This window comes from Actinomyces urogenitalis DSM 15434, assembly GCF_000159035.1.
Lineage (GTDB): Bacteria > Actinomycetota > Actinomycetes > Actinomycetales > Actinomycetaceae > Actinomyces > Actinomyces urogenitalis.
This window is the reverse complement of the sequence record NZ_DS999575.1, coordinates 249,806-252,099: the sequence shown is the minus strand read 5'-3', so window position 1 is coordinate 252,099 and position 2,294 is coordinate 249,806. Positions and strand designations below refer to the sequence as shown.

The window sequence follows — 2,294 nt, the reverse complement described above, 5'->3', positions numbered from 1 at the left end:
GGCCGCCAGGACGTCCGGGGTGGTGTCGAGCAGGCGGGTGCCGTCGCCCCGCCACAGGCTTACGCTCATGCCCTCCGAGGTGGAGGTCAGGACGAGCACCCGACCGGCGGCTGAGGAACGCTCCATCTCCGCTGCGATGACGGGGATCTGCTGTGAGGCCGGGCGCAGCGCCATGACCAGAGCCTGGCTGCCCGTGCCGGAGGAGCTGAGCACGGCAGCCGCCCAGGCCACGCCAAGGACCAGGGGAGCCAGGAGCGCCGCGCACCCCAGGCCGGCTACGGTCAGGTGTCGCCACCCGAAGTGGTGACGCACCAAGGTGGCCCGGGCGGCGTCCGCCCCTGCCAGGGCGGAGGTGAGCAGTCCTGCGAGCATGAGGCTGAGTCCGGGCCCCGGCCATCCAGTCACGAGCAGGGAGCCGGTGCCGTCCACGGCCGTGCCGATGGCGGTGACATGACGCACCGCGAGGGCCGCAAGCACCAGGCCGCACACCGCGATCAGGACCCCGGCCCGGGCCCGGTGCCCGCGCACTCCGCTCACCAGCAGGCCGCTGAGCGCCAGGACCGGCAGGACAGCGAGCGCGAAGAGCAGCACCATGCTGGCGACGACGGCGTGCACGGACCCCTCGGTCAGTGCCTCCAGGGAGACAGGAAGGCCGAGGGCAAGCTCCAGGCCACCCGGGGTCGGCGCGGCAACCGGCGCGCCCGGATCGGTCAGCAGGTAGCGCAGGCCTTGACGCCAGGCAGCGAGGCCTCCGAGCTCCTGCACGATCCGCACAGCGTGCCACAGGGCGGGCAGCGCGGTGACAGCCACCGGCACCACCGTCAGCGCCAGGCGCGCCAGACGGCGCGGCGAGACCAGGATAAGCAGGACCAGCGCCGGCAGGATGACCAGGGCCGTTGCCGGGGCCGCGGCCACGACCAGGCTGAGCAGCAGACCGGCTACCGCGGCAGCCGTGGGCGATCCGTTGCCGTACTGCTCAGTCGCTGCGGCGCGCACCGCCGCGCCACGGGTGGTCTGAGCGGAGACGAGAACGCCCTGAGTGTCGTCGAGCACCGGGGTGGCCGGGTCATCATCAACGGGCCCGTTGGAGGGACCGTGCGACGGCGACGGCGAGGCTTGCGAGGCTGGTGAGGGTTCGGCCGCGTCATCGCCCGGCTGCGCTCCGCCCGAGTCCTCGGAGTCCGCCGCCAGGACGCCCGAGTCCTCCGCCTGAGCCGCATCCTCGGCCCGGGCAGCGTCGGCCGCTTCGGCGTCCGACTCACGGTCAGTGTCCGGCTCGCGGTCGGCGTCCTCACCCAGGTGAGCGAGAGACTCAACCGTCTCAGAGGCGAAGCGGTCCAGCTCGGCGCGCTCGGCCTCAGAGACGTGACGTGCGCCCACCAGCCCGGAGAGGATGACATCACGCCGGTCCGCCCCGATAGCGCGGGCCAGGGCGGTAGCCGCCCACGGCAGGGCAAGGTGCACGACCAGCGGCGCCAGGCGTCCCTGGCCAAGAGCGAGCAGGAGGGTGGGGGTGGTGGCCCACACGAGCGCGGCCCAGGCGCGCAGGCTCGTGCGCCTGGTGATAGTGCCGGCGGCGTACCAGGCGCCCGCCGCGGCCAGGGGCAGTGCTGCGACGAGCAGGACATGGACCGCCAGGTCACCGCTGATGCCCAGCATCGAGGCGACCGCCAGGGGCAGGGCCAGCATGGCCAGGAAGGGACTGAGGGTGCCGGCATAGCCGTCGCCAGCCTGGTTCCAGGTGCTCCAGGCAGCGTCCCACAGCTGCCGCCAGCCGGAGTCCAGGGAGGCTAGGGCTCCACCGGTCAGGGCACGAGTGGTCAGCACGTGCGAGGTCGCGACCAGTGCCAGGGCGAGGGTGAGCAGCAGGACCACACCGAGAACCCGACGACGACGGCGAGCCAGACCCGCCAGCTCGCGCAGCTCCAGCTCGCTCGGGGCGGCAGCGCGAGCGGCCCGCTCGCGCGCCTGACGAGCGCGATCTCGGCGCACCGCGCGGATCTCGGAGGCCGGCAGGTAGAGCTCGGCCAGGACGGAGCGTGAGACGGTGGCGCGCGAGCCCAGACGCCGTCGGTCACGGCGCAGTCGCCGCGCCGAACGCAGCGTCGCAGCGGCTGCGGCAAGCTCGTCACGGGCCAGAGCCGGGTCCTTGGTCAGCAGCCTCCAAGCGCCACGCCCCAGTCCCAGCACGAGGAACCAGAGCAGCAACGCCGGCAGCGGCCGAGAGGAGAAGGCGGCCCAGGACCGCAGCTGGGCCATGCGACGCGCACGGAAGGAGGAATCGGCGTCGGGCT

At 73.5% G+C, this 2,294-nt stretch carries 1 pseudogene; it reads right to left on the bottom strand.

The features are described 5' to 3' along the window. Window positions 1–2,294, bottom strand: a pseudogene (locus HMPREF0058_RS12720) (glycosyltransferase family 2 protein); the annotation flags it as partial.